The sequence below is a fragment of the Microbacterium gubbeenense DSM 15944 genome, assembly GCF_000422745.1.
In the GTDB taxonomy this organism is placed as follows: domain Bacteria; phylum Actinomycetota; class Actinomycetes; order Actinomycetales; family Microbacteriaceae; genus Microbacterium; species Microbacterium gubbeenense.
Window position 1 is genome coordinate 76281 of record NZ_AUGQ01000008.1, and the last position, 22494, is coordinate 98774.

Below are 22494 nucleotides of genomic sequence, written 5' to 3' on the forward strand. Positions count from 1 at the left end.
GCCGAGGACCTGAGATTTCGGCGGCCGCCGGCCGAATCGGCCGAAATCGTCAGGCGCTCGCCGAAATCTCAGGCGCTCGGCAAAGCGGGGCCGGCTGATGCCCGAGGGAGACACCGCCCACCGCACCGCGCGCCGGCTCAACGAGGTGCTCGCCGGCCAGGTCCTCACCACCTTCGATCTCCGGGTTCCGAAGGCCGCGACGGCGGACCTCACCGGTCAGTGCGTCGACAGCGTGCGCGCTGTGGGCAAGCACATCCTGCACCGCATCGGCGAAGTCACCCTCCACACGCACCTCAAGATGGAGGGCGAGTGGCACGCGTATCCCCCCGGCGAGCGCTGGCGCCGCCCGGGTTTCCAGGCCCGCGCCGTGCTCGCGTCCGCCGACTGGCAGACGGTCGGATTCGACCTCGGCGTCGTCGAGCTGCTGCGCGACGAGCAGAACGCGATCGGTCATCTGGGCCCTGATCCGCTCGGCCCCGCCTGGGACCCGAGCGAGGCGATCGCGCGCCTCGAGCGGGATCCGCGCCCCGCGCACACCGCGCTGCTCGACCAGCGCAACGTCGCCGGGTTCGGCAACGTGTACGCGAACGAGCTGCTGTTCCTGCGCGGCATAGATCCGGCAGCGCCCCTTCACGACTTTCCGCAGCTCGTGGAACTCGGCGCCCGCGCGATCCGCAGCAACCTCACGCGTCCGGTGCGCACCTTCACCGGCGACGGCCGCCGCGGCCGCAATCACTGGGTCTACGGCCGCGCCGGCCTGCCCTGTCGCCGGTGCGGAACAGTGATTCTCGAAACATCACTCGGCGCCGCACCCGGCCGCGACAGGCGGGTATTCTGGTGCCCGACCTGTCAGCCGGCCTGACCCCTACTCCGTGTGCCACAGATCGCGGTAGAAGGCGATGCGCGTCGGATCCGGATCCGCCGCCGCGAGCCGCTTCCGCTCGGCAGGGTCGGCAAGCGTCGCGATCCGTTCGTCAGTCGACCACGTCCAGGGGCAGTCCGCGACCGGAAGCGCGTCGTGAAACGCGCGCAGACCGGCCCCGAGAGCCCGTGCCGCGCCGTGCGGGCGCCCGCTCCACGGATCCAGAACCGCGGAGGTGCCGGCAATCGTCTCCGTCACGAGAAGCTGCTCGTCATCGCCGGCGGTGAACGACACAACCGGCGGCACATTCGCGTATTGCCTCGCCCAGCGCAGGCGCTCAGCCTCGCGCCCGAGATCCACGCTGCCTCCGCGTTGCCACTTCGCATGGCGTCCGGGCAGCCGAAAGGTCAGTCCGCCATGGCCGTTCAGCCACACCGCCTCGGCCTGGTCGCCTCCCCGCAGCGCCGCAATGATCGCCGGCGCCTCGGCGCCCTCCGGAACCCCGGCCAGGTCACTCGGGATCATCGAGTCTCGTCCGATCCGCGCCCTCGCCGTTCCACAACGTCGGAGATGAGCCACAACGTCGGAGAGATCCTGCGATTCGGTCCGACGTTATGGCTCGTTTCCGCGCGAACAGCGCACGCCGTGCCCCTCATCGTCCCCCTCCAGGACCCGAGACGACGAGATCCGTCGCGCCCCACAACCGCGGAAATGAGCCGTAACGACGGAGGAAGATCGCGAACGGCTCCGGAGATATGGCTCTTCTCCGCCCGAGCATCACCCGCGCCGCGTGGCGCAGCAGCATACCGTCGAGCCACTCGTCGTACGAGGTTCGGTCGCCGAAGACCTCAACATATACGTCCCAGATCTCCGGCGAGCGCGAACGCACCTCCGCATCGCTCAAAAATCGGAGCCCCATCGTTCCTCCTCGAACTCAGACGCCATGGGATTCCGCGCGCACCCTACTTGCGGAAATGAGCCACAACCGCGGAAAGACTTCACGATCAGCTCCGCAGTTGCGGCTCATCTCCGCGCGAACAGCGCGAGACGCCCGACGCATTCGGATGCTCGTGGCGCTCGGCACCGAGGGATGCGGCGAGGTCGTCGGCCGCGTCGCCCCAGCGCGACACGGTCACGTCATCCAGCCCCTGCCAGCCGGCCGCGCGGCGGATCTCGGCCGCCACCCGCGAGGGATCCGGCCTGACACCTGACTCCCACCACGCCGACTGCACGCGCAGCGTCGAGGCGGCCCGATCGGCCTTGAGATCGATGCGCCCGGCGATGCGATCGTCGACGACGAGCGGCAGCGAGTAGTACCCGTACCGCCGCTTCGGCCCCGGCACGTAGATCTCGATCCGGTACGAGAAGTCGAACAGACGCTCGGCGCGCTCGCGGAACCACACCATCGGATCGAACGGGGTCAGGAGGCTCGCCTGCGTCACGGATCGCGGCACGCGCGCGTCGCGGTGGATCCACGCGTCGCGCGCCCAGCCCTCGACCCGCACGGGCGCGAGCTCGCCCTCGTCGACGAGCTCGGCGATCGCCCGGCGCACCGCGGCTTGATCGCGCAGCCGGTAGTAGTCGTTGAGGTCGGACAGCGTCGCGACGCCGTACGACCGCGCGGCCCGGCGCACGAGCTCCCGGATCGCGTCGTCCCGCGGCGCGTCGAACAGCACGCGATCCGGCAGCACGTGCGACGCGAGCCCGTACACGCGCTCGAACCCATCACGCCCGGCGATCGCGACCTCGCCGATGCCCCAGAGGTGTTCGAGGGCGCGCTTGACGTGATCCCAATCCCACCAGGGCCCGCGCCGCGCCTCGCGCTCGATCGACGAGATCTCGCTGGGCTTCAGCGGCCCGCGGTCGGCGAGCTCTTCCCGCACGCGCTCGATGACCTCGGCGTTCTCGCCGGCCCAGCCGCCCCACCGGCCATCGCGGGCGCGGATCGCCTCTCGGCGGAACCCCCACAGCGGCCAGTCGTCGATCGGCATGAACGCCGCCTCGTGCGCGAGGTACTCGACGTGCGTGGGCTTGCGGCGCCGGAACACGACGCGGTCAAGCGCCGCGGGGTCGTAGAATCCGGCGCGCGAGAACATCGGCATGTAGTGCGACCGCGCGAACACGTTCACCGAGTCGATCTGCAGCACGCCCATGCGCGCGATGCCGGCGTGCAGCGTGCGCGGCGACGCGGATCCGTCCCTCGCCCCGCCGAGCCCCTGCGAGGCGAGCGCCGTGCGCCTCGCCTGCGCTGCCGAAAGTGTCGTCCTTGCCACCCCTCGACGGTACCGCGCCCGCTTTCTCAGGAGAACCATAGCCGGGCCACAGAGTGCGCATTGCGCGAATGGTGAGTATGTCCTTATCTCGACGGGAATAGCTCTCCTCCCCGGAGCGTTTACCCGAATGTCCATCTCCTCGAATGATTGGAAAGGGCACCGTGGGCAAGAACTACGTAGACATCGAAGACGACCAGGGCGAGACGTTGCGCTACCGCAAGCACGCCAACGGCCGCGGACTCGTCGCGCACGGCGCGAAGGTCGCCGCGACAGCTCGCGTCGAGGCGGGTGCGTACATCGAACCCCGGGCACACGTGCTGGAGGGTGCGCAGATCGCCGCCGGCGCATGGATCGAACCCGGCGCCATCATCGGCCCGGGCGCCATCATCGACGCGAACGCGCACATCGGCCCCGAGGCGGCCGTCGGCGCGAAGGCCAAAATCGGCGTCCGCAGCTTCATCGGCGCTCGCGCGCAGGTCGCCGGCGGATCGCTCATCGGCGACGACGAGAAGATCCTCGACGGCGAGAAGATCGCCACCGACCTCCGCGGGTTTCGCCTCGCGGCATAACTGACGCGACAAGGGCCGCTCACCGACACCGGTGGGCGGCCCTTTTCTGCGCCCGCGAGCGCACGAGTACGGCACCGCGGTGCAGATTCGGGCCGCACCGGCTCAAGAACGCCGGCCTCGGCCCGATCTGCCGTAGTCCTGCACAAGCAAGAAGCTCAGACGCGATCCGCGAGCCAGTCGAGCTGGCGCCGCCGGTGCTCCGGGCCGCCGCCCTCGTGGCCGCTGTACGCGTAGTGCACGATCTCCTTGTCCTCGCCCGCCCACGCGTTGAACGCGCCGAACACGGTCGACGGCGGGCAGACCGCGTCCATCAGCGCGACCGAGAACAGCGCCGGCACGCTTGCGCGGGAGGCGAGGTTCACGCCGTCGACGTACGACAGCGTGCGGAACGTGTCGTCGACCCGGTCGCGGAACGCCGCGAGGTAGCGCACGATCTCGGCGTACGGATCGGCGTCGGTGATCGACATCGCGCGCGGGAAGTCGCACAGGAACGGCACGTCGATCAGGGCGCCCGCCACGTCGTCGCCGAGCGCCGCCGCCGCGATCCCGATGCCGCCGCCCTGGCTGACGCCCGTGACGAAGACGGGCAGCCCCGGCGCCAGCTCATGCGCGACGTCGACCGCGCGCACCGCGTCGGTGAAGACGCGCCGGTAGTAGTAGGTCTCCGGAGACGCGATGCCGCGCGTGATGCTGCCCGTCGCGGGCTCGGATCCGTGCGGATCGGCGGTCGCGCCCGGCAGCACCCGGTGCATGCCCTGGCCGCGGGTATCGACGCGCAGGTGCCCGTATCCTGCCGCCGCCCACTCGGCCTGCTGGTGTGCCAGCCCTCGCCCGCCCGAGTAGCCGAGGAACTCGACGACGATCGCGGTCGGCTCCGCGTGCGCGGGCCGGTGATACCAGGCCCGGATCGGATCGCCCGCGAACCCGGAGAACGTCACGTCGCTCGTCGTGATGAGCGCGAGCCCGTTGTCGACCTCGGGTGCGTACGTCTCGCCGCGCGCGTCGCGGCTGCCCTGGAGCGTGCTCGCCCAGAAGTCATCGAAGTCGTCGGGGAGAAGAACACCGGAGCGGTACTCGCGCAATTGCTCGAGCGGCAGGTCGAAATGCGGCACGGGGATCCTTTCGTCACGCCGAGCGTAACGCGGCGCGACCGCTGTCGCCGATCGTTCCGTATTCTGAGGTCATGGCGCAGAACAGGGCATCCCGCGGGGGGCGCGTTCGACGAGCGCCCGCGAAGCCCGCACAGCCGAAGAAGCAGCCGAAGCAGATCGCCCCGACCCCGGCTCGGCTCCCCGCCTTCCGTCTCGGCGCCGTTCCGGGGGCGACGCCCGGCAAGTGGATCCGCCAATGGCGCCTCCAGCGCCCGCACCAGCGGATCGAGCTGATCGAGATCGCCTTCGACGCGCAGGTCGAGGCGCTCACGCAGGGCCTCGTCGACGCCGCGATCTGTCGGCGCCCGCTCGCAGAGGACGGCCTGCACGTGATCGCCCTCTACGAGGAGACCCCGGTCGTCGTGATGTCGGCCGACTCCTCCCTCGCGGCGGCCGACGAGCTCACGCCGCAGGATCTCGACGGCGAGGTGCTCATCACTCCCCGCGACGACGTGCTCGGCGAGCTCGGGCTGCCGACCGAGGCGCCGACGTTCGCCGCCATCGACACGACCGAGGACGCGATCGCGACCGCCGCGGCCGGCGCCGGAATCGTGGTCGTGCCGATGTCTCTCGCGCGGCTCCACCACCGCAAGGACGCCACTTACCGCCCGCTCGTCGGGGCCGCGACCTCGGACGTGGTCCTCGCGTGGCTGCTCGATCGCGACGCGGAGGACGTGCAGTCCTTCGTCGGCGTCACGCGCGGTCGAACGGCACGCTCGTCCCGCTGATCCGCGTCATCCGACGTCGTCGCCCGCACCGCCCTCCGGGTAGGCGCTCGTCTCCGGCCGCGCGACGAGGAACGCGATGCTCGCGGCGAGCCCGCCCCACACGATGACCGCCGCGATGATCAGGAACAAGATGGCGATGGCGCTCATCGGGCGCCTCCCTTCACGCTGAGCTGCTCATTGGTCGGCCACGCCTCGAAGCTGTGCGGGTCGCGGCGCCAGGCGACGATCGGCAGAACGATCGCGGCGACGACCGCGAGCACGACGCTGCCCCAGCCCGCGACGCCGAGGTACCAGGTCGCATACCCCTCGTAGCCGTTCGTCACGAGGTCGATGATCTTGGCCGCGAGCATCCAGATCAGCACGACCGGGGCGACGACGCCCGTGAAGACCACCCACAGACCGCCGACCTTGAACGTCGACACGGCGCTCAGGTGCCTCGACAGCTCGCCGCCGCGGCGCTTCACCCAGATCACCACGATCGTCATGATGATCGCCGACGCGACGATGCCGATGTTGTTCGTCCACTGATCGATCGTGTCGAGCGCGGTCAGGCCCGACGTCGTGCCGAGCAGCACGATCGAGATGACCGCGAGCACGCCCACCCCGCCGACGGCCTGGCCGCGCGTGATACCGAATTTGTCGCGGATCGACGCGATGACCACCTCGAGGATCGAAATGAGCGAGGTGAGGCCGGCGAGAGTGAGCGTGCCGAAGAACAGCGCCCCCATGAAACCGCCGCCCGGCATCTCGCTGACGATCGCGGGGAACGTCACGAATGCGAGGATCGGCCCGCTCAGCCCTTCGACGTCGTCAACGCCGATGCCCTGCTGATGGGCGAGGAAGCCGATCGTCGAGAACACGCCGATGCCGGCGAGGATCTCGAAGGAGGAGTTGCCGAACGCGACCACGAGCCCCGCACCGGTCATGTTCGAGCGGCGCCGGCGGTACGAGGCGTAGGTGATCATGATGCCGAACGCGATCGAGAGCGAGAAGAAGATCTGGCTGTACGCCGCGATCCAGACGTTCGGATCGGCGAGCGCCGCGAAGTCCGGGGTGAAGAACGCGTCGAGCCCGTCGAGCGCGCCCGGAAGGAACAGCGCGCGGATGACGAGCGCCACGAAAGCGACGACCAGCAGCGGGATGATGATGACGTTCGCGCGCTGCACGCCCTTGACGACGCCGGCGCCGAGGATCACGAGCGTGATGATCCACATGAGCACGAGCGGAATCAGCACGGCCGGCACGAAGTCGAACGTCACCGGATCCGCTGCGCCGTCCGCGACCTTCAGGTACTCGCCCGTGAAGAACGCCGCCGTATCGTCGCCCCACTGCTCACCGAACGAGAAGACGAAGTAGCTGGCGGCCCAGGCGAGAACGCCCGTGTAGTACACCGCGATGAGCGCGGCGATCACGACCTGGAACCATCCGATTCCCTCGCCGAAGCGGCCGCCGAGGCGACGCAGCGCGAGCGGCGGTGATCCGCGGAATCGGTGGCCGATCGCGTAGTCGAGGAAAAGGATGGGAATTCCGGCCGTCAGAAGCGCCACCAGATACGGGATCAGGAACGCTCCGCCGCCCGACTCGTACGCGACACCCGGAAAGCGCCAGATGTTGCCGAGGCCGACGGCGGATCCCACCGCCGCCATGATGAAACCGAGCTGGCCGGTCCATTGCTCGCGCTCGGGGATCGCGTCTGTCCTCGGCTGTGACGATCGCACCATGCTGCTCCTTCGGCTCCTTCGACGAGAACGCGCCGCGGTATCGCGGCGCGAGAGTGCTCCCCCAGAACATAAGTCAGGAACCGCCCGCAATGGAAGAACCGCGCGGTCCCGAGCGCGTCGCGCCGACAGGAATGAGCAATGTGCTCAGTCGCGCGCCAGCTGGATCCGCTCGTCGAGATACGCCTCGAGCGGGGCGAGGAAGCCCGCGGGCGACCAGCGCACCAGGATCCGATCGCCCTGCCGCACGAGCGGACCGGGGTGTTCGTCGTCGACCGCTCGCGCGTCGTAGTGGAACGTTTCGCCCTCCGCGAAGCCGCCGCGGAAGGCCATGCCGCGGATCGCGGCGCGCTCGCGCTGCGACTCCGCCGTGTACCCGCGGCGCACCTCCTCGGCCGCGCGCAGAACGGATCCCGTCGCCCACAGATCCGCCTCCCCCACGAGCAGCACGCCCAGGTGCCACGCGTCGGCGACCGGCGCGATGACGGGGCGCGCGCCGAATGCGCGGCGGATCCGTCGCGGTTCGCGCACCACGCCGATGCGCACCTTCGCGACGCCGTCGAGGCGAGCGCGCGCGTCGGCGAGCAGCGCGTCGAGGTCGTCCATGGTGCTCACCTTACGGATCCGTGCGGTGCTCGACACGCAGGGTCGAGTGCGGGACGCGGTTACGCTAGAATTGAATCATTCACTTCTTCACACACACGTCCCTTCTGGAAGGCGAAGATGAGCGATAACAACGGCGCGTGCCCGCTCGGGTACGGATCGAGCAGTGACAGCCCCACCGTTGCGGGAGATTTCACGCACGACGGCAACGTTTCAGACCCGGGCCCGCCCCGCGTGCACCCCACCCAGGGCAGTGCGAACGCAGAGTGGTGGCCGAACCGCCTGAACCTCAAGATCCTCGCGAAGAACACCCCGGTCTCGAACCCGCTCGGCGGCGACTTCGACTACAAGGATGCGTTCGGACGCCTCGACTTCGCCGCGCTGAAGGCCGACCTGGCCGAGGCGCTCACGGTCTCGCAGGACTGGTGGCCGGCCGACTTCGGCCACTACGGCCCCTTCATGGTGCGCATGGCGTGGCACTCGGCCGGCACCTACCGTTCGCACGACGGTCGCGGCGGCGGCGGCGCGGGCATGCAGCGCTTCGCTCCGCTGAACTCGTGGCCCGACAACGTGCTGCTCGACCGCGCGCGCCGCGTGCTGTGGCCCGTCAAGCAGAAGTACGGCCAGTCGATCTCGTGGGCCGACCTGATCATCCTCGCCGGCAACGTCGCGATGGAGACGATGGGCTTCGAGACCTTCGGCTACGGCGCCGGCCGCGCCGACGTCTGGGAGGCCGACGACGACGTGTACTGGGGCCCCGAGAAGGTCTGGCTCGACGCCGAGCGCTACAAGGGCAAGCGCGAGCTCGACGCACCGCTCGCCGCGACGCAGATGGGCCTCATCTACGTCAACCCGGAGGGGCCCGACGGCAACCCGGATCCGCTCGCCTCGGCAATCGACATCCGCGAGACGTTCATGCGCATGGGCATGGACGACGAGGAGACCGTCGCGCTGATCGCGGGCGGTCACACGTTCGGCAAGACGCACGGCGCGCACCCCGATGACAAGCAGGGCGCGGATCCGGAAGGGTCGCCCCTCGAGGAGCAGGGGCTCGGCTGGAAGCAGGGCTACGGCGACGGCCGCGGCGGCAACGACACCGTCGGCAGCGGCCTCGAGGTCACCTGGACCTACCACCCGGCCCGCTGGGACAACGAGTTCTTCCACATCCTCTACGCGTACGAGTGGGAGCTGTTCGAGTCGCCCGCGGGCGCGAAGCAGTGGCGCCCGAAGGACGGCGGCGGCGCCGACATGGTGCCCATGGCGCAGGGATCCGAGCGTCGCGAGCCGCGCATGCTCACGAGCGATATCGCCCTCCGCGTGGACCCGATCTACAACGAGATCTCGAACCGCTTCCGCCTCGACCAGAACGCGTTCGCCGAGGCATTCGGACGCGCCTGGTTCAAGCTCACGCACCGCGACATGGGACCGAAGTCGCGCTACCTCGGGCCCGAGGTGCCGGAGGAGGACCTCGACTGGCAGGATCCGCTGCCCGAGCAGACCGCGGCAACCGACGCCGGGGCGATCGCCTCGGCGAAGGAGCTCATCGCGACCTCTGGCCTGACCGTGCAGCAGCTCGTCTCGACCGCGTGGAAGGCGGCGGCGACGTTCCGCTCGTCCGACAAGCGCGGCGGCGCGAACGGCGGCCGGATCCGCCTCGAGCCGCAGGTGAGCTGGTCGGTGAACCGTCCGGCAGAGCTGAAGCCCGTCATCGCGCAGCTCGAGAAGGTCGCCGAGGAATCGGGCCTCTCGTTCGCGGATGTCGTGGTGCTCGCCGGCGGCGTCGGTGTCGAGCAGGCGGCCTCGGCCGCGGGCGTCGACATCGCGGTGCCGTTCACGCCGGGCCGCGTCGACGCGACGCAGGAGCAGACCGACGTTCACCAGTTCAACTGGCTCGAGCCGGTCTCGGATGGCTTCCGCAACTACGACAGCCGCCTGTTCGACCTGCCGAGCGAGCACCTGCTGATCGACCGCGCCAACCACCTCGGCGTCAGCGCGCCGCAGATGACGGCGCTCGTCGGCGGCCTGCGCGTGCTCGGCAACAACTGGGACGGCTCGAGCACCGGCGTGTTCACCGACCAGCCGGGCGTGCTCACGAACGACTTCTTCGTGAACCTGCTCGTCAACGGCACCGAGTGGACCCCGTCCGACGACCAGCAGACCTACACGTCTGGCTCGGGCCTCGTCGGCAGCCGCGTCGACCTGGTGTTCGGCTCGAACAGCGAGCTGCGGGCGATCTCCGAGGTCTACGCCTCGGCCGACGCCGGCGAGAAGTTCGTGCGCGACTTCGTCGCGGCCTGGGCGCAGGTCATGGACAACGACCGGTTCGACCTGGTCTGATCCATCATCTGGGGCCGTTCCGCTTTGTGCGGGACGGCCCCTTTTGCGCGCTGTCAGCGGCGGCCGAGGCGGGCGGGGATGCCGAAGGCGACCGCCGCCGTCAGCACACCGAACGCCGCGGCCATGGCGATCACCAGCGGCCACCGGCCCTCGTCCCAGCCCCACCCGAGAGCGAGGGCGCTGACCGAGGAACCCGCGTAGTACGTCAGCGTGTACCAGGCGGATCCGACGACCGGCTTCGGCGACACCGCCGGCACGACCGCGCTCGCGACGGCATGCGCGAGGAAGAACCCAGCGGCCAGCAGCAGGAGTCCGGCCACGATCGCGACGATGCTGTCCGGCAGCGTGAGCAGCTGGCCCGCGATCATGAGCGCTGAGCCGACGAGGATCGCGCGGCGCGCCCCCAGCCGCTCGAGGATCACCCCCGCCCGCATCGACGTGAAGGTGCCGGAGATATATGCCAGGAACAGCATGGACGTGACGGCGACGCCGTACGAGAACGGCGGCTCGAGCATTCGGAACGCGGTCGCGTTGAAGACGCCGATGAACGCGCACATCGCGAAGAATCCGACGGCGAACAGGCTCACGCGCACGATCCGGCGCGCGGCGTACGGCGACGGATCCGCGGGCTTCGCCGTCGGCGCGGCGCTCTTCTGACGCGCGCGCATCCCGACGAGCGCGACGCCGATCGCACCGCCGGCGATCACCGCGACGTCGACGGCGAGGATCCCGGCGCGCCAGTCGGTGAACTCGGTCACGAAACCGGCGAGGAGGCGTCCGAGCATGCCTCCGGCCGTCGTGCCGGAGACGTAGGCGGTTGCGACCCGCGCGCGCCGATGCCCGGCGACGGCGCCGCCCGCCCACACGATCGCCGAAACGAGCACGCCGCTCATGACGAGGCCGACCGCGACGCGGGATGCGACCAGCAGCGCCCATCCGTCGCCCAGCGCCGTGACGACGGTGAGCGCGGCCCCACCGGCGAGAGAGACGGCCAGCACGCGGCCGCGGCCGACGCGGGTCGCGATGAACGAGGCGGGGAACACACCGAGCGCGATGCCGAGCGTCGTCATCGACACCACGAGGTTCGCCTCGAATGCGGTGCGGCCGAAGTGACCCGCGATTTCGGCGAGCAGCGGCTGCGGCGCGTAGATGGCCGCCATCACCGCGACGCCGATGAGCATCGCGCCCGTCTGCACGCCCCGCCAGCGGTCGGCGGCGGGTGCGGTGGACATCGAGATCCATTGTGCCCCGTCCGGGGAGCCCGAATCACACCGGACATAATGGAGGCATGAGCACTGCACCCGAGATCGCCGGCTGGAAGCACGTCTACTCCGGGAAGGTGCGGGATCTGTACTCCCCCACAGCCGACGAGGATCCGCGCATGCTCGTCGTCGCGTCCGACCGCGTGAGCGCGTTCGATCACGTGCTCGAGCCGGGGATCCCCGGGAAGGGCGCCCTGCTGACGTCGCTCAGCATGTGGTGGTTCGAGCAGCTTTCCGACGTGCCGAACCACCTCGCGGGCGACGCGCCCGCCGAGGTCTCAGGCCGCGCGATGCTCGTGCGCTCGCTCGACATGCTGCCGATCGAGTGCGTCGTGCGCGGCTACATCACGGGATCCGGTTGGCTCGAATATCAGCAGTCGGGCACGGTGTGCGGCATCGCCCTGCCCGAGGGGCTGCAGGACGGCGACCGCCTGCCCGAGCCGATCTACACGCCGGCGTACAAGGCGCCGCTCGGCGAGCACGACGAGAACATCTCGTACGAGAAGTCGGTCGAGCTCGTGGGCGAAGATCGCGCGGCGGAACTGCGCGATCAGTCGCTCGCGATCTACGCCCGTGCCGCGCGCATCGCGGAGGCCAAGGGCCTGATCCTCGCCGACACGAAGTTCGAGTTCGGCACCGACGACGAGGGTGTGCTGCGCCTCGCCGACGAGGTGCTCACGAGCGACTCGTCGCGCTACTGGGATCGCGCGGCGTGGGAGAACGGATCCACGACCGCCGAGCGCATGGCGAGCTTCGACAAGCAGATCGTGCGCGACTGGCTCGCCGCGAACTGGGACAAGCAGGGCACGCCGCCCGCGCTTCCGGCGGACATCATCGATCGCACGGTCGCCCGGTACGAGGAGCTGCTGGGGCGGCTCACGGGCGAATAGCCCGGATCAGATCCAGCCGAACAGCGACGCGGCCAGCAGCGCCACGGGCACGAACAGCGCGGCGAGCGCGAGACCGAGCGCCGAGGACGCGCCGGTCGTGCGGCCGAGCTCCATGGCGCGGGCGGTGCCGATCGCGTGCGCCGACAGGCCGATCGCGAACCCCTGCGACACCGGATCCTTCACCCGCACCAGACGCAGCAGCGGGGGCCCGGCGACGGCGCCGAGGATCCCCGTGAGGATCGAGAACACCGCGGCGAGCGAGACATCGGCGCCGAGCGCGTCGGCGACCGCCGCCGATACGGCCGACGTCGCGTGCTTCGGAGCGATCGCGAGCAGGATGTCGTGCGGCACGCCGAGCAGCCAGGCGACCAGAACGGTCACCGCGGCGCCGACGATCGTGGCGACGACGGCGGCGATGACGAGCGCTGGCAGGAGGCGGCCGAGCTCCTTGCCGTGCCGCCAGATCGGGAAGGCGAGCGCCACGATCGCCGGGCCGAGAAGCGCCGTCAGCGGCACGGTCCCCTCGGCGTACGCCTCGAGCGGAATGCGTCCGACGAGAAGCACCGCGACGATCACGATCGTGCTGACGAGCACGGGGTTCAGCACGCCGCGGCCGAACCGCGACAGCCAGACGGCGCCCGACCACACGAGCAGCGTTACGGCGAGCGCCCAGATCACGGGCGCCTCATCCGTCGCATCAGCAGATCGGCGACGAACGCCGCCGTCAGGAACGTGACGAGCCAGCCGATCACGAGCGCCGCCGCGAGCGCGAGGGCGTGCTCGGCGAGCGGGCCGAAGGATCCGACGATGCCGACCGCGAGCGGCACGAGCAGCAGCGGCAGCACCGCGATGAGCGAGTCGGCCGCGGGCGAGACCAGCCGGATCAGCGGCTCGCGCACCGGCGTTGCCAGCAGGATGAGCAGCGCGATCATGCCGATCGTGGATCCGGGGATCGGCAGGTCCAGGAGGTGCTGCACGAGATTGCCGCCCGCGGCGAACGCGACGAGCAGGCCGAGCCCGAGCAGCCAGCGCGCGATCGGTGCACCCCGTGCCGGCTGCGTCGTTTCGTCCACACGTGCATTCTGCCAGGCGCCGTGACGCTGGATGACGCCCGGTTTGCGCGCCGGCGATCCGCGGGGTTGGCTCGTCCCATGACTCGCCAGATCCGTTTCAACGCCTTCGATATGAACTGCGTCGCCCATCAAGCCTCGGGCATGTGGCGGCATCCGCGCGACCGGTCGCGCGAGTACAACACGATCAAGTATTGGACCGACTTGGCGAAGCTGCTCGAATCGGGCACGTTCGACGGCCTGTTCATCGCCGACGTTCTCGGCACGTACGACGTGTACGGCGGCACGAACGAGGCCGCGCTTCGCAACGGCGCGCAGGTTCCCGTGAACGACCCGATCCTGCTCGCCTCGGCGATGGCGGCCGTGACCGAGAACCTCGGGTTCGGCATCACGGCGGGCACGGCGTTCGAGCACCCGTACCCGTTCGCGCGCCGGCTCACGACGCTCGATCACCTGACGAACGGCCGCATCGGGTGGAACGTCGTGACCGGCTACCTGCCGAGCGCGGCCCGCAACATGGGCGCCGAGGATCAGATGGCGCACGACGAGCGCTACGACCACGCCGACGAGTACCTCGAGGTGCTCTACAAGCTGTGGGAGGGGTCGTGGGAGGACGACGCCGTGATCGAAGACCGCGAGACGGGCGTCTTCACCGATCCGTCGAAGGTGCACGAGATCGGGCACCACGGCAAGTGGTTCGATGTCCCCGGCATCCACATCTCAGAACCGTCGCCGCAGCGCACTCCCGTCATCTACCAGGCCGGCGCCTCGCCGCGCGGGGTCGCGTTCGCCGCGGGGAACGCCGAGGCGATCTTCGTCGCTGCCCCCTCGACAGAGGTGCTCGCGAACACCGTGAAGCGCGTCCGCGATGGGCTCGAGGCCGCCGGGCGCGGCCGCTACGACGCGAAGATCTACACGCTCGTCACCATCGTGACGGGGGCGACCGAGGAGGACGCGCTCGCCAAGAAGGCCGAGTACGACCAGTACGCTTCGACCGAGGGCGCGCTCACGTTCACGTCGGGCTGGATGGGCGTCGACCTGTCGACCTACAGCTGGGACGAGCCGCTCGGAAACGTCGAATCGAACGCCATCCAGTCGACGCTGCAGCACCTCCAGGAGGAGGCCGACCTGGGGCGTGAATGGACCGTCGGCGATCTCGCCCGAAAGAACGCGATCGGCGGGCTCGGCCCGACCATCGTCGGATCCGGCGAGCAGATCGCTGATGAGCTGCAGCGCTGGCAGGAAGAGACCGACATCGACGGATTCAACCTCGCCTATGCAGTGGCGCACGAGACATGGGAGGACGTCATCGAGCACGTGATCCCCGTGCTGCGCGCACGCGAGGCTTACCCGACCGAATACGCGCCCGGCACGCTGCGCAACAAGCTTCAGGGCGCCGGCGACCGGGTGAAGGACACGCACCGGGCCGCGCAGTACCGCTACAACGCCTGATCCGGCCGGTTCTGTCGGAGACGGCGCCCGGGCATCGGCGGTGCTGTCGGAGTTCTGGCGGGATCCGTGGTCTCGCGGCGCGTGCTGACACTTTTCTCCGACAGAACCGGATCACGTTCCAGTGCAGCTCCGACAGAACCGGGCGTCACCCGGCGGCGCGACCCTTGCGCCAGTAACCGGAGAAGGTGACGCGGTCCTTCGCGAGGCCGCGCTCCTTCACGAGATGGCGGCGTGCGCCGGCCGCGAGCGACTGCTCGCCGACGGCAAAAGCATAGGGCTCGCCTGCCGGGAACTCGAGCTCTCGGAGCAGCGGCAGGGCGGCGGATCCGGGGTCTCCCTCGCGCACCACCCAGTGCACCGTGACGCCGTCGGGTGCATCGACGGGCTGCTCGTCGCGTCGGTCGAAGAGCTCGATGATCGCGTGGCCGGTGGCGTCGCGCGGCATGTCCCGCAGCACCCCGAGTGCCGCGGGGAGCGCGCTCTCGTCGGCGACGATGAGGTTCCAGTCGGAGGCGCGCCCGAGCCACCCGCAGCCCTGGTCGATGAGCGCGACGCGATCGCCCGGCTCGGCCGACGCCGCCCACGGCCCGGCCACGCCCTCGGTGCCGTGCGAGACGAAGTCGATGTCGAGCTCGCGCGACTCCTCGTCGAACGACCGCACGGTGTAGTTGCGCACGATCGGGCGATGGCCCTTCGGGATCCTCAGGTACGAGAGGTAGCCGCCGACGCCGAACTTCTGCGGCATGCGCGCGAGATCGTCCGGGCTGCTGACCGGCAGCGCGAGGCGGAACCACTGGTCGAAGCCCCGGTACTCGAACCGGCGCAGGTCGTCGCCGCCGAGCGTGATCCGGATCATGTTCGGCGTGACGCGAGCGGTGCGCACGACCTCCGCTGCCACGAGGCCGGAGTCTGCGTGGGTGATGGTGATGTTGGGCATGACATTCCCTTGAACATAGGTGAGGCTTACCTCACATCGTACGGTCCCCACGCCGGCGGTGGGGATAGCCCTCGAGTTGACCCCCGCATTCCGGCGAAGGGTGGATATCGCGCGGGACGCCTCCCTAACCTGGCGACATGAACGCTCTCCTGCCGTGGGCACCACGCTTCCTCGCCGTCTCGGGTGCCGCACTCGTTGCATCGGTCGTCGCCGTCTGCCTGCCGTTCTGGGTGACCGATCTCGATAGCGAGATCCTCTCGGTCGTGACGCCCGCGCTGCAGTGGCTGCCGTTCGCCGTGGTGCTCGTCGTGCACCTCGCGATGCGACCGGGCATGAGGTTCTGGCGATGGAGCGCGATCGGAGTGCGACCGGTCGCTCGCACGGTCGGCGCAGCCGGAGTCGCGCTCGCGGTCTTCGTCGCCGTGCCGATCGCGACGATCGCGATCGGCACGGCGCTCGGGCTCGTCGAGTTCGCGCCAGTGGAGGGCGCGGCGGCCGCTGCCCTGCTGGTGCTGCCGCTGTCGATCGTATGGATGGTGTTCGCGTTCGGCGAGGAGATCGGGTGGCGCGGATACCTCACCTCGCTCCTCGCACCGCTCGGCTTCTGGCGGTCGACCCTTGTGATCGGCGGATTCTGGGCCGCGTGGCACCTTCCGCTGACGCTCACTTATGCGCTCGACGGGACGATGCCGTTCCGAGACGTCGTGAGCACCACCGTGAATCTGCTGTTCGCCGCTGTCGCGATCTCGCTCGTGCGGTGGTTCAGCGGATCCGTGTGGCCGGCGGTGTTCGCGCACGCAGTGATGAACACGATGGGGCAGTTCGCGTACAGCAACCTCATCACGCCGCTGACGTCGCTCGACGACGGCGCGTACTGGGCGTTCTTCGGCGTGAGCTGGGGCGTATGGGCCGTGGTGCTCGCGGTCGTGACGCGACGTATCCCGATTCTGTCGGAGACGTCCCCCGCCTGGGTTGGGTAGCGTCGGACATCCGCTCCGCAGCGCCGGGACAGCACCGAATACGGAGGGAATCTCCGACAGAACCGGAGACACTCGGGCCGTGGGCCCGACAGAACCGGGTGCTGCAGCGAGCTGCCCCGGTGAGCGCCGTCGAAGAATGCGGGTTCTGGGCGGCGGAGGCCCTGTGCGTCTGCCGGTCGGCGCGGGGTCAACGCGCTCACAATCGGGATCTTCGCCGATCCATCCCCATTGACGGCACTCGCACCACGCACGGCTGCCCGCTCGAGCGCAGTGTGGGTTCATGACCCCAGACGACATCGCCGCCGCCATCCGGCACGCCGGCGGGTGCGCACGCACCTCGACCCTGTTGAACAGCGGCGCGACGGAGGAGAATCTGCTCAGTGCGCGACGCGCAGAAACCGTCCTGCGGCCGAGGAAGGGCATCTACGTCGTGCCCGAGACGCCCGAGCCGGTTGTGGAGGCCGCCCTGCACGGCGGTGCGCTGACGTGCGCGTCATTGCTGTATCTGCGGGGAATCTGGGTGCTCGACGGCCACGACGATGTGCACGTCTGGCTCGGATCGCGCGGCAGGGCGCGGCCCCACGACGGGTGCAGATGCGTCGCGCACTGGAGCTCGGGATCCGGAGGTGTGGGAGCCGTACCGCTGCATATGGCGCTCGCACAGATCCTGTCGTGCCGCGGCGACGAGGCGTTCTTCGCCGCGTTCGAATCGGCGTGGAACAAGGGCATGCTCGGCGCGGAGGACCGTCAGGCGGTGCGCTCGCGCATCCCGGCGCGGAAGAGGTGGCTCGTCGACTTCGCGCACGGCGAATCCGACAGCGGTCTCGAGTCGCTCGTGCGGCTGCGCCTGCACCTCTTGGGCATCCGCGTCGAGGCTCAGGTGTGGATCGACGATGTCGGACTCGTCGACTTCCTGATCGACGGATGCATCATTCTCGAGATCGACGGCCGCGAGAACCATGACGGCCCGTCGAAGCGGCACAAAGACCTGCGGCGAGACGCAGCTGCCGCCGCGCGCGGGTACACGGCTCTGCGGTTCGACTACGCGCTCGTCACGTACGACTGGCCGGTCGTCGAGGCCGCGATCATCGGCGCGCGTGCAAGCCGCCGGGGCGGTCGTCGCCCGGTTCTGTCGGAGGTCGCGTGATCGACGCTTCGGTTCTGTCGGAGATTTCGCGGCGGTGACGAGCAAGCGGGTCGAGAAGTGCAGAGTCTCCGGCGGAACCAGCGCTGGCTCTTGCGCGGTTCCGACACAACTGGGCTCTCGCCGGCGTCAACCGAAGAGTCCGCCTTGCCGACCGACGATGATCAGGCCGATTCCGACGATCGCCGCAGGAACAAGCCGCAATATCCACGTCGCGACCGGGCTCAGGCGCGGCACCGGTCCACCGATGAGGTCGGTGAACCGCGCGGCCCGTCGGCTGGTGTGCTCGCCGACCGTCTCAGCGACAACCTCGGCTGCATCGAGAACGTCGGCGTGGGTGAGATCGAACCTGCCGGGAGCGTAGATGTATAACTCGGTGCCGACAACCTCAATGTCGCACCCGGGGATCACGTCGACGAAGGTCTGCATGAGGTCAGGTGTGAAGATGTAGTACGCGTGCTGTTCGCTGCCCTGCGGAACATACAGACGCCAGTACCGGGTGAAATCTCCCTCCAGATCGATCCGTTGCACGCGGTCGAACGCAAAGGCATACGGGCGCGGCCTGGTGCGACCTTGCGCCTGCAGGAACATGTGCGGCAGTTCGTTGTCGAGCACCATGCGCACGTAGCCGACCTGGTCGACGCCCTTGAAGGACTGTCCGACGTCCGCCGAGAACGTGTAGTTGCCGACCTCGATCATTCGGGGGTCGTGCGTGTGCATCACCGTCTCGGCGCGGCCCTGACGACCGGCGGTGAACAGCGAACCGCGGAAGAAGCGCGGGTCGACCTCGAGCTCGAAGTGCCAGCCATGGGCAAGCGCGAGCTCCGCCGCAGCGCGGCGCATCCGCCACCGGCGCGCATTCGAGGTCGCGACAGCGACGATGGATCCGAGAAGCACGACCGCAAACGCCACGATCGCGACGCCCGCCCAGAACGCCCCGGAGTCGTCTGTGTCGATCGCGATGCAGACGACGAGTGCGCCCATCGCCGCGAAGACCAGGGCGAGCAGTCCCCAACCGAGCACCATCGGCCAGATGCGTTCGGCACGCCGGATGATCGGCGCCTCGCGACGCGCGTGGCGGCGGAAATCTCGCATCGATGCGAGCCCATGGGTCATCGGCGGATCCTCTCAGACGCGGCTCATCGCGTGTCAGTCTCCGAGAGCGCGGGCGATCGCGTCGCCGATCCAGTCGGCGAGGATCTCGTCGCCGGGGTCCGTGAGCGCGGCGAACGGCACCTCCTGGCCGCTGGGCAGCCGCAGACGGTGCGCGCCCTGCTGCAGCGCGACGTCCAGCGCCTCGCCTCCGCCCATCGGGAAGAACACCTCGTCGCCCGAGACGCCGACCGCCATCTTGCCGCCGAGCATGAACGCGAGCGATCCCATCATGCGCTTCTCGTCGACATCGCCCGCCGCCTCGATGATCGCGCGCACGCGATCCGCGATCTCGGGGTTGTAGGCCATGTCTACTCCCCGGCGGATCCGATATCGGTCACGGACACGTCGGTGCGCACGAACCGCAGGTGCGAGCGGCTCGCAGTCGGCCCCTGCTGCCCCTGGTAGCGGTTGCCGTATGCGCCGTACGCGTTCTCGGCGGGCGACGAGAGCCGGAAGAAGCAGAGTTGGCCGATCTTCATGCCGGGCCACAGCTTGATGGGGAGCGTCGCCATGTTCGACAGCTCGAGGGTGACGTGACCGGAGAACCCGGGATCGATGAATCCGGCCGTCGAGTGCGTCAGCAGGCCGAGACGTCCGAGCGACGACTTGCCCTCGAGTCGGGCGGCGACATCGTCGGGCAGCGTGACGGTCTCGAACGTGCTCGCCAGCACGAACTCGCCGGGGTGCAGGATGAACGGCTCGTCCGCGGCCACCTCGACGAGGTGAGTGAGATCGGGCTGATCCTCGGCCGGGTCGATGAACGGATACTTGTGGTTGCTGAACAGCCTGAAGTAGCGGTCCATGCGCACGTCGACGCTCGACGGTTGCACCATCAGTCGGTCGAGCGGATCCAGACGGATGCGTTGGGCGTCGAGCTCGGCGTTGATATCGCGATCAGAGAGCAGCACGGCTCGAGTCTACTTTGCGATCGCACAGCGACCTCGACGCCGCCGAAGCGGAAGCGAACGTGCGCAGAGGACTGCCGGCGCAATGGTCGTGCGGCATGGGGCGTTGAAGCGCAGTCGTGTCACAAACACACCAAGCACGCCCTCCCCCTACGATCGGTGCCATGACCCACGACGCTCAGCGAACCTCATCCGGCGCTGCCAAAACAGCCGCACCGGAGCCGCGGCGCTCGTCGCGACGTTCTGCACCATCATCGGAAGCCTGATCCTCGGCGGGGTGACGTCGTATGCTCAGGGTTTCCTGCCGGATGCTCTGCAATCGTTCGCCAACTCAGCGAGCGGCTGGAGCCTGATCACATCAGTGCTTGTCGTCGTCGCCAGGGTCCGCTGGCCTCTGGCCGCACTGCTCGGCGCAGGCAGCTTCGTTGCACTGACCGTGGGATATGCCATCGTGTCGACGTGGCGCGGCTTCTACTATGACCCGCTCATGTTCTCCGTCATCGGCGTGATCGTCGGGCCGTTCGTCGGCGTCGCCGCGTGCTGGCTCCGTGCAAACGGCATTCGCGCGGCCGCCGGAACCGCGCTGCTTGCCGGCATCGGTGTCGGAGAAGGCGTTTACGGGCTCACCGCGGTAGCGGAGACCACCAGCCCCGTGTACTGGATCGCGATCATCATCCTGAGCGCTGCGCTCGTTGTCTACACTTCCGTGACGAGGGTACGCGGATTGCTCTCGCTGATCGTGCTCTTCGGCGGCACACTCGCGATCGCCGCTGCGTTCAACATCGCCTATCGGGGTCTCGGATAGCGCGAGAGCACGTGATGTATCGGCGCGACCCGCGAGGCCCAGCCGAGGAGGGGTGTGGAGCCATGCGCGAGCCCTTCAGTTCTCACGCCCCACAACCGGCATCCGGCTCAACGAGCGGGCCTGTCGGAGCTGCTGGCCGAGGCGACGTGAGGTACGCCTGATGCTCGTCCTCGGCGGCGCCACGGAGTGTTCACTCCCATCCGAGCATCCCCCGTCGCCAGCCCGTCAAGCCGAACTCCACCCCGGCGCAAGCGAATCGAGGATTGCGCGACGTTCCGGCACCAGAGTGCCTGACGCTGCCTGAGCTTGGTAGTTCCGCAGTCACCGCCCGAGCGTCGATTCCAGAGCGAGCGCCGCTTTCGCACGCGGCCACCGGCTCTCCGCGTCACGAACTCCGCGAGCTCCTGCACCTTCCCGCGCCAGAGATCGTCACGGTCATCGGTCAGCCACCCGGGTGCGACGTCGTCCAGATACTCACGACGCTCAGACGAGAGCTTTCCTTTCCCGGATGCCACCCGCTGCGTGCCTAGCCATAGACCGAGCGTCTTCTCGGAGATCTTGCGCGAGTGTCCATTCGGCCAGCGCGCGTGTAGCTCGCGGAACGCTCCTAGCTCACGACAGCGCGTCCGCCACCTCTCCTCGCGTGTGTGGGACGACACCGCATCACGCGCTGACACGACCCACTCTGGCACGGCTGTCTCGTCAGCCCAGCCGGAGGCTTCGTCGTTGAGAAACTGCCGCCTATCCGCGGCGAGCCTTCCGCCTCGAGCTGCTCTCTGTTGAGCACCCAGCCATACTCCGAGAGCCCGTTCGGTCGGGTCGCGCGCATCGTCGCTCGGCCACCTCGCGTGCCGCGCCTGAAAATTCCTGACCTCGCGGGCTTGCTTCCGCCAATACTGCTCCGTGCCGAGGAGCTGGTTCCCTCCGGACCGTTGTTTATGTCCACGTCCCACTGCCATCGTCCTGTCTGTCGTCTCGTACTGACGTGCGGCGGCTGCATGTTCGCCGGGCACATCGAGACTTCGGAGCGTGACGTATCGCGGATTGAACGCCGCGGGAAATTGTGAATGTGCACCGCGCCGTGGATCACATTTTTGATGCAGTGTCGAACGCCCCGACAGCAGGCGATGGTGCTGGTGCGGATGGGGTCGCCGACGCGACATCGATCACTCTCGCGACCAGGGCGCGTCTGACGAGTGATTTGGTGGCGCGCTGGGAATCTTGAGCGGTGCGGCAGAGCCGCCTCCCTGGACGCCGCCGATTACCGGAACAGGAACGTAATTGGAGTGGACCCCAGAAGTTGGACACCGCAATCAAGCACTGTCCCCCGAAGGAGTCCACCCATGTACACGCGAAGCACGCTGACGCAGACAGAGGCCGCATCTGTAATCGAGTTGTTCGAAGAAGGGTTCACCGCGAAGTCCGTGGCGCTCGCTCTTGACCTGACCCCGAACCCTGTCCAAATGTTGTTCCAGCGATGGCAACTCCGAGGAGCAGGGGCGCTGGTGACGAGAGAGCGTAGGCAGTATCCGTTCGAGACGAAACTCGAGATCGTGCGGCGTCACGTCGCTGGCGAGTCCGGACGAGCACTCGCCGAGGAGTTTGACCTGCCCTCACCTACAACCGTTGCCAACTGGGCCGTCATCTACCGAC

At 68.9% G+C, this 22494-nt stretch carries 25 protein-coding genes; 10 read left to right on the top strand and 15 right to left on the bottom strand.

Features of this window, described 5'->3' with window-relative positions:
* The first annotated feature begins 97 nt into the window (after positions 1-97).
* Positions 98-862 (top strand): DNA-formamidopyrimidine glycosylase family protein, encoded by a 765-nt coding sequence (locus G510_RS0107020; RefSeq protein WP_029153056.1) that lies wholly within the window; start codon positions 98-100, stop codon positions 860-862.
* A gap of 3 nt (positions 863-865) precedes the next feature.
* Here the strand turns inward: G510_RS0107020 and G510_RS15805 are convergent, their stop codons facing one another.
* The 3 genes from G510_RS15805 to G510_RS15810 all read right to left on the bottom strand — a co-directional run bounded on the left by G510_RS15805 (position 866) and on the right by G510_RS15810 (position 3135).
* The gene (locus tag G510_RS15805) at positions 866-1387 is read right to left on the bottom strand and encodes a protein kinase family protein (RefSeq protein ID WP_051216552.1); all 522 of its coding nucleotides are present in this window, start codon (positions 1385-1387) and stop codon (positions 866-868) included.
* 127 nt (positions 1388-1514) lie between these two features.
* Positions 1515-1781 carry a hypothetical protein gene (locus G510_RS0107030; RefSeq protein WP_029153057.1) on the bottom strand — a complete coding sequence of 89 codons (267 nt, stop codon included), beginning with the start codon at positions 1779-1781 and terminating at the stop codon, positions 1515-1517.
* An 85-nt stretch (positions 1782-1866) separates the two neighbouring features.
* The gene (locus tag G510_RS15810; RefSeq protein WP_245563249.1) at positions 1867-3135 is read right to left on the bottom strand and encodes a winged helix-turn-helix domain-containing protein; all 1269 of its coding nucleotides are present in this window, start codon (positions 3133-3135) and stop codon (positions 1867-1869) included.
* Between the two features lie 161 nt (positions 3136-3296).
* Here G510_RS15810 and G510_RS0107040 point away from each other — a divergent pair, with 161 nt between their 5' ends.
* On the top strand, positions 3297-3704 hold the full coding sequence (locus tag G510_RS0107040; protein WP_029153058.1) for a transferase: 408 nt from the start codon (positions 3297-3299) through the stop codon (positions 3702-3704).
* Between the two features lie 155 nt (positions 3705-3859).
* On the opposite strand, the gene G510_RS0107045 is transcribed toward G510_RS0107040, so the two are convergent.
* On the bottom strand, positions 3860-4816 hold the full coding sequence (locus G510_RS0107045) for an acetylxylan esterase (protein WP_029153059.1): 957 nt from the start codon (positions 4814-4816) through the stop codon (positions 3860-3862).
* Positions 4817-4887: 71 nt separating this feature from the next.
* On the opposite strand from G510_RS0107045, the gene G510_RS0107050 reads away from it, so the two are divergent.
* Positions 4888-5583 carry a LysR substrate-binding domain-containing protein gene (locus G510_RS0107050; RefSeq protein ID WP_036322303.1) on the top strand — a complete coding sequence of 232 codons (696 nt, stop codon included), beginning with the start codon at positions 4888-4890 and terminating at the stop codon, positions 5581-5583.
* Positions 5584-5589: 6 nt separating this feature from the next.
* Here G510_RS0107050 and G510_RS18230 read toward each other — a convergent pair whose 3' ends face one another.
* From G510_RS18230 to G510_RS0107065, 3 genes are all read right to left on the bottom strand, one after another.
* Complete coding sequence (locus G510_RS18230) at positions 5590-5730, bottom strand: MetS family NSS transporter small subunit (RefSeq protein WP_157560465.1); 141 nt, start codon at positions 5728-5730, stop codon at positions 5590-5592.
* Positions 5727-7304 carry a sodium-dependent transporter gene (locus G510_RS0107060; RefSeq protein ID WP_029153061.1) on the bottom strand — a complete coding sequence of 526 codons (1578 nt, stop codon included), beginning with the start codon at positions 7302-7304 and terminating at the stop codon, positions 5727-5729. Before G510_RS0107060 ends, G510_RS18230 begins: the two co-directional genes overlap by 4 nt.
* Positions 7305-7448: 144 nt before the next feature.
* On the bottom strand, positions 7449-7907 hold the full coding sequence (locus G510_RS0107065) for a hypothetical protein (protein ID WP_029153062.1): 459 nt from the start codon (positions 7905-7907) through the stop codon (positions 7449-7451).
* 117 nt (positions 7908-8024) lie between these two features.
* Between G510_RS0107065 and katG the strand changes: the two genes are divergently transcribed.
* The gene (gene katG, locus G510_RS0107070; protein ID WP_029153063.1) at positions 8025-10241 is read left to right on the top strand and encodes a catalase/peroxidase HPI; all 2217 of its coding nucleotides are present in this window, start codon (positions 8025-8027) and stop codon (positions 10239-10241) included.
* Between the two features lie 53 nt (positions 10242-10294).
* On the opposite strand, the gene G510_RS0107075 is transcribed toward katG, so the two are convergent.
* Positions 10295-11473, bottom strand: coding sequence for an MFS transporter (locus tag G510_RS0107075; protein WP_029153064.1), 1179 nt, complete (start codon positions 11471-11473; stop codon positions 10295-10297).
* Between the two features lie 56 nt (positions 11474-11529).
* Here G510_RS0107075 and G510_RS0107080 point away from each other — a divergent pair, with 56 nt between their 5' ends.
* Positions 11530-12393, top strand: coding sequence for a phosphoribosylaminoimidazolesuccinocarboxamide synthase (locus G510_RS0107080; protein WP_029153065.1), 864 nt, complete (start codon positions 11530-11532; stop codon positions 12391-12393).
* A 6-nt stretch (positions 12394-12399) separates the two neighbouring features.
* On the opposite strand, the gene G510_RS0107085 is transcribed toward G510_RS0107080, so the two are convergent.
* On the bottom strand, positions 12400-13071 hold the full coding sequence (locus G510_RS0107085) for an LrgB family protein (RefSeq protein ID WP_029153066.1): 672 nt from the start codon (positions 13069-13071) through the stop codon (positions 12400-12402).
* Positions 13068-13466 (bottom strand): CidA/LrgA family protein, encoded by a 399-nt coding sequence (locus G510_RS15815; RefSeq protein ID WP_051216554.1) that lies wholly within the window; start codon positions 13464-13466, stop codon positions 13068-13070. Before G510_RS15815 ends, G510_RS0107085 begins: the two co-directional genes overlap by 4 nt.
* A 78-nt stretch (positions 13467-13544) precedes the next feature.
* On the opposite strand from G510_RS15815, the gene G510_RS0107095 reads away from it, so the two are divergent.
* Positions 13545-14915 carry an LLM class flavin-dependent oxidoreductase gene (locus G510_RS0107095; protein WP_029153067.1) on the top strand — a complete coding sequence of 457 codons (1371 nt, stop codon included), beginning with the start codon at positions 13545-13547 and terminating at the stop codon, positions 14913-14915.
* A gap of 145 nt (positions 14916-15060) precedes the next feature.
* Here G510_RS0107095 and G510_RS0107100 read toward each other — a convergent pair whose 3' ends face one another.
* On the bottom strand, positions 15061-15852 hold the full coding sequence (locus G510_RS0107100; RefSeq protein WP_029153068.1) for a siderophore-interacting protein: 792 nt from the start codon (positions 15850-15852) through the stop codon (positions 15061-15063).
* A 137-nt stretch (positions 15853-15989) separates the two neighbouring features.
* Between G510_RS0107100 and G510_RS17510 the strand changes: the two genes are divergently transcribed.
* Both G510_RS17510 and G510_RS15825 read left to right on the top strand, forming a co-directional pair.
* Positions 15990-16832, top strand: coding sequence for a CPBP family intramembrane glutamic endopeptidase (locus G510_RS17510; RefSeq protein ID WP_051216555.1), 843 nt, complete (start codon positions 15990-15992; stop codon positions 16830-16832).
* A gap of 280 nt (positions 16833-17112) precedes the next feature.
* On the top strand, positions 17113-17979 hold the full coding sequence (locus G510_RS15825) for an endonuclease domain-containing protein (RefSeq protein WP_051216556.1): 867 nt from the start codon (positions 17113-17115) through the stop codon (positions 17977-17979).
* 126 nt (positions 17980-18105) lie between these two features.
* Here G510_RS15825 and G510_RS0107115 read toward each other — a convergent pair whose 3' ends face one another.
* From G510_RS0107115 to dcd, 3 genes are read right to left on the bottom strand one after another with little or no spacing between them, the layout of a single operon-like run.
* Positions 18106-19092, bottom strand: a complete 987-nt coding sequence (locus G510_RS0107115) for a DUF4231 domain-containing protein (protein ID WP_029153069.1) — start codon at positions 19090-19092, stop codon at positions 18106-18108.
* 33 nt (positions 19093-19125) lie between these two features.
* Positions 19126-19437, bottom strand: a complete 312-nt coding sequence (locus tag G510_RS17515; RefSeq protein ID WP_051216557.1) for a TfoX/Sxy family protein — start codon at positions 19435-19437, stop codon at positions 19126-19128.
* Positions 19438-19439: 2 nt separating this feature from the next.
* The gene (gene dcd, locus G510_RS0107125; RefSeq protein ID WP_029153070.1) at positions 19440-20039 is read right to left on the bottom strand and encodes a dCTP deaminase; all 600 of its coding nucleotides are present in this window, start codon (positions 20037-20039) and stop codon (positions 19440-19442) included.
* An 82-nt stretch (positions 20040-20121) separates the two neighbouring features.
* On the opposite strand from dcd, the gene G510_RS15835 reads away from it, so the two are divergent.
* Positions 20122-20841, top strand: coding sequence for a DUF6518 family protein (locus G510_RS15835; RefSeq protein WP_245563250.1), 720 nt, complete (start codon positions 20122-20124; stop codon positions 20839-20841).
* Between the two features lie 107 nt (positions 20842-20948).
* Here G510_RS15835 and G510_RS19075 read toward each other — a convergent pair whose 3' ends face one another.
* Positions 20949-22004 (bottom strand): helicase associated domain-containing protein, encoded by a 1056-nt coding sequence (locus G510_RS19075; protein WP_425411290.1) that lies wholly within the window; start codon positions 22002-22004, stop codon positions 20949-20951.
* A gap of 180 nt (positions 22005-22184) precedes the next feature.
* Here G510_RS19075 and G510_RS18660 point away from each other — a divergent pair.
* Positions 22185-22494 (top strand): hypothetical protein (locus G510_RS18660; RefSeq protein ID WP_029153071.1); only part of this gene is annotated, 310 nt, incomplete at its 3' end.

Excerpts from the sequence above, each read along its gene's own strand:
- G510_RS18230 (WP_157560465.1), bottom strand. The coding sequence starts at position 5,730 with ATGAGCGCCATCGCCATCTTGTTCCTGATCATCGCGGCGGTCATCGTG.
- G510_RS0107050 (WP_036322303.1), top strand. The coding sequence starts at position 4,888 with ATGGCGCAGAACAGGGCATCCCGCGGGGGGCGCGTTCGACGAGCGCCC.
- G510_RS17510 (WP_051216555.1), top strand. The coding sequence starts at position 15,990 with ATGAACGCTCTCCTGCCGTGGGCACCACGCTTCCTCGCCGTCTCGGGT.
- G510_RS0107060 (WP_029153061.1), bottom strand. The coding sequence starts at position 7,304 with ATGGTGCGATCGTCACAGCCGAGGACAGACGCGATCCCCGAGCGCGAG.
- G510_RS0107075 (WP_029153064.1), bottom strand. The coding sequence starts at position 11,473 with ATGTCCACCGCACCCGCCGCCGACCGCTGGCGGGGCGTGCAGACGGGC.
- G510_RS15825 (WP_051216556.1), top strand. The coding sequence starts at position 17,113 with ATGACCCCAGACGACATCGCCGCCGCCATCCGGCACGCCGGCGGGTGC.
- G510_RS17515 (WP_051216557.1), bottom strand. The coding sequence starts at position 19,437 with ATGGCCTACAACCCCGAGATCGCGGATCGCGTGCGCGCGATCATCGAG.
- G510_RS15805 (WP_051216552.1), bottom strand. The coding sequence starts at position 1,387 with ATGATCCCGAGTGACCTGGCCGGGGTTCCGGAGGGCGCCGAGGCGCCG.
- G510_RS15835 (WP_245563250.1), top strand. The coding sequence starts at position 20,122 with ATGGTCGTGCGGCATGGGGCGTTGAAGCGCAGTCGTGTCACAAACACA.
- G510_RS0107100 (WP_029153068.1), bottom strand. The coding sequence starts at position 15,852 with ATGCCCAACATCACCATCACCCACGCAGACTCCGGCCTCGTGGCAGCG.
- G510_RS0107115 (WP_029153069.1), bottom strand. The coding sequence starts at position 19,092 with ATGACCCATGGGCTCGCATCGATGCGAGATTTCCGCCGCCACGCGCGT.
- G510_RS0107020 (WP_029153056.1), top strand. The coding sequence starts at position 98 with ATGCCCGAGGGAGACACCGCCCACCGCACCGCGCGCCGGCTCAACGAG.
- G510_RS0107065 (WP_029153062.1), bottom strand. The coding sequence starts at position 7,907 with ATGGACGACCTCGACGCGCTGCTCGCCGACGCGCGCGCTCGCCTCGAC.
- G510_RS0107030 (WP_029153057.1), bottom strand. The coding sequence starts at position 1,781 with ATGGGGCTCCGATTTTTGAGCGATGCGGAGGTGCGTTCGCGCTCGCCG.
- G510_RS0107095 (WP_029153067.1), top strand. The coding sequence starts at position 13,545 with ATGACTCGCCAGATCCGTTTCAACGCCTTCGATATGAACTGCGTCGCC.
- katG (WP_029153063.1), top strand. The coding sequence starts at position 8,025 with ATGAGCGATAACAACGGCGCGTGCCCGCTCGGGTACGGATCGAGCAGT.
- G510_RS0107080 (WP_029153065.1), top strand. The coding sequence starts at position 11,530 with ATGAGCACTGCACCCGAGATCGCCGGCTGGAAGCACGTCTACTCCGGG.
- G510_RS19075 (WP_425411290.1), bottom strand. The coding sequence starts at position 22,004 with ATGTCGCGTCGGCGACCCCATCCGCACCAGCACCATCGCCTGCTGTCG.